Origin of the sequence: Endozoicomonas acroporae, assembly GCF_002864045.1 — a bacterium.
In the GTDB taxonomy this organism is placed as follows: Bacteria; Pseudomonadota; Gammaproteobacteria; order Pseudomonadales; family Endozoicomonadaceae; genus Endozoicomonas; species Endozoicomonas acroporae.
On record NZ_PJPV01000177.1, the window covers coordinates 1 to 6,068 of the forward strand.

Genomic DNA, 6,068 nt, shown 5'->3' on the forward strand with positions numbered 1-6,068 from the left:
AGTTCATTTTGCTGGCTTACAGAAAATTCTGAAATTGATGTTTCACTGTTAATTTCTGTAGGTAGCGAAGTTGCAGAACACACAATACTCCTGCTGTTGTCAGTAACACGCCTGCGCTTTATGGATGGGATGGGCCCGGATTCAGATTGCAGTTGATGCGGTGGAAATGTTCCAGTGCCCGTTGTTGTCTGTTCCACCTGGTAACCTGACATGGATCGCTTTCTTTCTTGTTTTCGGCTGTTTGCTGGCCGGTGCCTTCCGGCTTCAGTGGATGTTAACGGGGATGCCGTGTCTGCGGTTACTGAGGAGGAAGGTGACTGCATGGTTTCTTCGGGGATTACCTGTTTCCAGTTGGAGAATCGTCTGGGGATGACAACAATAGAACGTAAACGCCAATTTAACCAGCGTAATAGCCAACCCCGCCGGATCGGCTTATTCTTGAGATGCCTTCACTGCCCAGAGTAGAAGCTGCTCCAGTTTCTCAACCGTTTCAGTATGGGTATTAAGGCTTGGATGTACTATAGTCCGGTTTCCGAAAAGCAGGGAACATATGCTCGAGCCGGTCAGTGATACGAAGCTTGTCCTTTTTAACACGGTAGTTAGTCTTTAAAAAAACCAGAACCTTTTCTAAAAATAGTAAGCGGTTACTGGTTTTGACCACCAGCTTCAAGCCTTCGTCGTGTACTTTCTGAATAACATTTAAGAATTGCTCGATTTGATCACGGCTATAAACAGATTCATCACCCGTCATATCACACGCCATAAACACAGCCTGATGCTGCGTTTTGGATAAATCGCTGAGGCAGTAATCGTGGCTGTTCCGATAGGTTCCGGGTAAACAGGGCGGGGCTACCCGACGGATCTGGTCCACCGGAATGCTGAGTATTCTGGCAATATCGTCTATTGATACCGCATCCTCAGTAATCACTCCTGCCGCTTTGCAACCTTGATACTGACCCAGTTGCGATAATGCTTCAGCAGCCCGTACTTCAGGGCTGAGCCACCATTGGGTACGGCAACTGTCGCCTTGTAAATCGTTCAGGTAAACAAAGTTATGGGCTTCCCTGGCAAAGGGGTCAATAAAGCCAGGGGTTGCATCTTTGACAGGAATATGATGATTTGAACTGACCATGATGGCTGTGTTTTCAGTCATCACATGTTTCATTGTTGTTGCCAGAAATTCGTCGCTAAAGAAACCGCCGTTGGCATCATCGATGACCACCAGATCCTTACCGGCAAGCATTTCATCGATCTCTCTATGCCATTGCACTTGATCACCGCCGAGGTCCTGAAACAGGGTACCTGCTTTTTCTATGTCTATATACAGGGTGTTGACACCGTAATCAGTTGCTTTTCTGGTAACAGCTACACAAAGATGTGTTTTTCCCAGTCCCGGTGATCCGGTCAGGAAAAGTCCCATGGGCTTTTTATCCAGGGCTTTACCCTGATTATTAATCACAGCGTGAGTGAACCTCAGGGCCGTCTCTTTCATCCGTTCCTGCCGTGGTGAGGCGGGTTTGAACTGATCCAGATCAGCAACAAAATTTTCAGCGGGGAAGGGTGAGCCGTGATGCACCGGTTTTGGTTCCATAGCCGGTGCAACAGGCAACGGCGGTTGCTTATGCCAGGTTTGATCGGACTGCGACAAGAAATATTCCCAGTACACAGTACTGAAGCGAAACGCTGCAGTGATACCAATAATAGGGTGATCATAGGGCAGATTATGGCCAGACAGCTGTGCATAACCCGTTTCCCCCTCTTTAATAGCACGGATTGTCTCAGGTCTTTGTGGGCTGTTATAACCATCAATCAGTAATTTTTTGACCTGGTCATAGGTTTTCGGTTCAACAAAATCGTCCGGACCAAACCCCAGATAGAGATTGTGTCCGCTGCTGTTTTGCCCGGTGCATATCAGATTAAAACCGATTGCAGCACCGATTTTGTGCTTCTCGCAGTATCTGTCAACGCCATGAATATAGAGAATATCACCCTTTTTGATATCCAGTTCTGAAATTTTTTCAGTATTTGAAACAGAGGAAGTCAGATTTATGAACTTGAGATTTTCAAACAGATTATAGATAGGGTTACCGGCATTAATCGGTTTTATATTGCCAACTGTATTGGCGAAGCGTTCAGGCGATGTGAAAAGCGTGTAGGAAATTCTGAATTTTGAGGCCGGGGCATCAAAGATGCGGTTGAATTCGTCGGTGCCAATGATGGATTCAATGGCTCGATACTGACAGGCCAGCAGGGTCGTGGCACAGTCGGCAACAGTAGGGCCATGAAAAAAAGCATTCAGACACTCACTTGGGGTATGCCCGTTATCCATTGCTATAAAGCCGGAACGGTGTTTTTGGTCAAAATATTCCGGTAGAGAGTGCAGCCCGAGGATTTGACTGCCGGACAGTTTGGGAAGTTCATGGTCATGATAATCCTCAGGATAAAAAATACCCAGACGTTTTCTTGCTTCCAGCAGATTTGCCCTGCGAAATGGATTGAAACCTGCCTTCGGAGCATGATCATAAAAGCGGGTCATGACTGAACTCCGATCAGCGTATGGTGTGTTAATGAGCTGGAGCCAGCGAACCGTAAATTCAGCGAACTGTTCAGCCACGGGCTTATTGCTGACACTCTTCGGGAAGGGTTGGTAAGGGGGGAATATCTTGCATAAAGATGCGAAATGATTGATTAAAAGATTATCATCAAGGATCGGTTTTTTTACTGAAACTTGTGTATTGTAGAGATCACATACGGCATTTATAGTACCGTCAATTTTCCTTTTCCTTACGCCCTGCCTCTGACCGCTTGAATCCGCCATTTTTTTCGGGGTGTCTTGTGTGGTGCTCATCTCAACACTGTTTATTGATGGGGAGAGTCGTACACTAGATAAAGGATAACCCAAAAAGCTCGGAGGACAGCTATTACCAGCAGCTAATTCAGAAGATTCAGAATCTGCTTTTCCGGATTTGAGACACAGGCCGGATTGGCAGCTGGCAGGTACAGTATTCATATTATCCTTTAGTAATTTACATGCTATTAATACCGCCCTTGTCGTCAACTTATGTAACCAGAAGCCTGACTGATTGGCAGTATTCCAAGTAATCTCAATAGAATGTACAAATAATATTCGTCTGATACAGTTAAGTAGTTAACCACATGAAATCGTATTTTCTGACTAAGTGATCAGTCACTCTGCGGCGTTACAACTCCGGTCACATAGCTACGGCTATGCTCCCTGCGTTGTGCCTTGCATAGTAACTGCCCACTTAGCCAGAAAATACGATTCCATTTGGCCAACTACTTATCCGGGCATTTCGACAAAAAGAAAATGAATTAGTTCACTTGGCTGCTTGTCATGACCGCAAGGAGATCTTCCGGGAATTGCTGATCTTGTACCCCTCCCTGGCCGAAGAGAAGAATAAAAGAAGATTGATCGCTCTCGACTTGGTTTACAAAAATGGTCACTCCGCGTGCAAGGAACTCCTTGAATCCTTGAAAATGGAGTCCATCATTATCTATCGTCCAGCAAGGTACAATGAAAAACAAAATAGCAGAACATGAGTGATTAATGGTCGGTAGTGGATGCCCTTGCGTACTGCAGGTCTGCTCAGGCTCTGAATTTTTAAATATTTTGTCGTTTATCGCGCAAGCTTTTATGAAAGACAACGATGGTCATGATAATTTGTAATGTGAATAATACCTTTTCCCCAACACCCACAGTTTCCCCTTAAACCGTAATCACCGAACCATTCCTTGATTCTACCTGACTGGTGACGTTATTAGCGGTAACGGTGGCACACCATCCGCACTCCTTCAGGCATCAACAAGAAGAAAGGACTGATTCTAAATTTTTTCACCGTACTTGGATTTGCATAATGCACAATCACGGACTACGTTCTTTGCGCATTCGAAAGCATTAATTCAGAGTAGGTTATCACATTTTAACAGGTCATGATTTGCTCGGGAGATAGTTGTGGATTCATCCAGGTCGCCAGTTGCTGCTGGTGTGTTAGGAGCAGGTAGTACCGTAGCTGCAGCAACTGGAAATAGATTTAATGGTGATTCTAAAGTTTGCGATTCTAAAGACTGTAGAGTTACAGAAAAGCAGGAACGATTTGGTAGGCATTCAATTGTCAATGTCGAACCATCATGCCAACCAAGCCAAAAAGATCACGACCAGTATCACTTGGCATGTATTCCCGAGTTTCTCACCCTGATGCAACGTAGCTGCAGTATTAGCAACCAGGAAAACCGCCAATTATCACGTACAGTTGGTAATACTTTTATACCCTTAGACATTGATGCCTGCAAAGAAGGTGATAAGGAAGCCCTTCAGTTACTCTTGGAGTACGACTGTCTGACTTCAAACAAAGAAGACCTTGCTATAATAGCCGCCAGTGAACGCCAGCATGATTGTTTGGAACTGTTACTGGACAACGGAGCGAATATTAATACCCCTAATATAGGCACAGGCAAAACTCTGCTTTGTCAAGCCACCTTGGATGGCGACTCCGAGAGCATAAAACTGCTGCTCAAAAAAGGAGCTGACGCCAATATCTCTGATAGCGATGGCAATACGGCTCTTCACCTGGCTGCTCAGAGTGGCCAAACAGACAGCGTTAAGGCATTTCTTAACAACATGGAGCCTGAAAGCTTATTAAAATTGCTCCAAAAAGAAAATAACCATGGTAATAGAGCTTTTCACCTGGCTGCTCAGAACGGCCAAACAGACAGCGTTAAGGCAATTCTGAACATTGACCATAACCGCATAGGCCTGCGCACATATTAAAACTAGCTGCTTTTGATAAAAATGAAGAGAATAAAACGGCTCGCGACTTGGCTATTCAAAATGGTCATAGAGAGGTTGCCGAGGCATGTCGCGGCTTCTTGGCCAAAATTTTGAAGATAGCTCTCTCCCAGGACCCCATTACCATTAATATTATGAATTTTGCCAAACGTGTGGTGGGCATTGATCACTCCCTGGCCAGAGATACGGACAACAATGGTAATACGGCTCTCCACCAGGCTGCTGAAAGTGGCAGAACAATTATAGTCAAGGCATGGCTGGCCATTGATAGCTCCCTGGTCGAAGAAACGAATAGAGATGGCAATACGGCCCTTCACTTGGCTGCCCAAAATGGCCATACAGATACCGTTAAGGAATTTCTGGCAAGCCCCCACATCCAACCTGGAGATACGAATAAAGACGGCAATACGGCCCTCCACTTAGCTGCCCAAAATGGCCATACAGATACCATTCAGGCATTTATGAAAAGCAACCCCATCTGTAGCCTGTTCCAAAATAACGATGACAACACGGCCCTTCACTTAGCTGCACAAAATGGCCATACTGGTACCATTCAGGCATTTCTATGTCCAGAAGTTAAAGAAACTGTAATGGAGCAGCTATTCACTCGGGATGAAGTGGCATTTGCTTATTTGATGGGGACAAGAGATCCAGAAAAAGATGCTATAAGTTTGCTAGTTGGATTGTTTGAAAAGGATAATAAAGATGGCAATAAAGCTCTCTACTTAGCTGCTCAAAATGGCTACACAGATACCGTCATGGCACTTCTGGACATCGACTTTATTAATCAAGGACTCGGCCAAAAATCTGACCATACCCTTCTTGATTATACCCTTAAGGCTTGCCAGATAGCTGATCAAAATAGCCACCCGGAGACAGCTACGGAATTGCGCGGTCCCTTGCTTCACTTGGCTGCCAAAAATGGCGATAAAAGGGTAGTCATGGAATTGCTGCAAATTGATAGTTCCCTGGCCAGAAAAAAGGATAAAGCTGGCGATATGGCTCTCCACGTTGCTTCTCTTAAAAGTCGCACCGAAATCGTCCAGGAATTGCTAGACTTCGACCCCTCCCTTGCCAAAGACAAGGGTGCAGATGGTAAAACACCGCAACACCATGCTGCTGGTGGCGACGAAGAGTCCCTGAGCGAAAATTGCCTTGAATTATTAATTGGAGCAGAAGCGGATATCGATGCCACTGATAACTCTGGCAACACACCATTACACCAGCAATTCCCGATGAATCCTGGAGCTCCACCGCCACA

At 45.4% G+C, this 6,068-nt stretch carries 3 protein-coding genes; 2 read left to right on the plus strand and 1 reads right to left on the minus strand.

Annotated features, from left to right (window positions below; all coding sequences use genetic code 11):
• Nucleotides 1–502 precede the first annotated feature (502 nt).
• The gene (locus tag CX664_RS23180) at nt 503–2,614 is read right to left on the minus strand and encodes an ATP-binding protein (protein ID WP_180966603.1); all 2,112 of its coding nucleotides are present in this window, start codon (nt 2,612–2,614) and stop codon (nt 503–505) included.
• A gap of 1,359 nt (nt 2,615–3,973) precedes the next feature.
• Here CX664_RS23180 and CX664_RS23190 point away from each other — a divergent pair.
• Both CX664_RS23190 and CX664_RS23195 read left to right on the plus strand, forming a co-directional pair.
• Nucleotides 3,974–4,789, plus strand: a complete 816-nt coding sequence (locus CX664_RS23190; RefSeq protein ID WP_146000252.1) for an ankyrin repeat domain-containing protein — start codon at nt 3,974–3,976, stop codon at nt 4,787–4,789.
• A gap of 47 nt (nt 4,790–4,836) precedes the next feature.
• Nucleotides 4,837–6,068: ankyrin repeat domain-containing protein (locus CX664_RS23195; protein ID WP_101749023.1), on the plus strand; the 1,232-nt coding region annotated here is incomplete at its 3' end.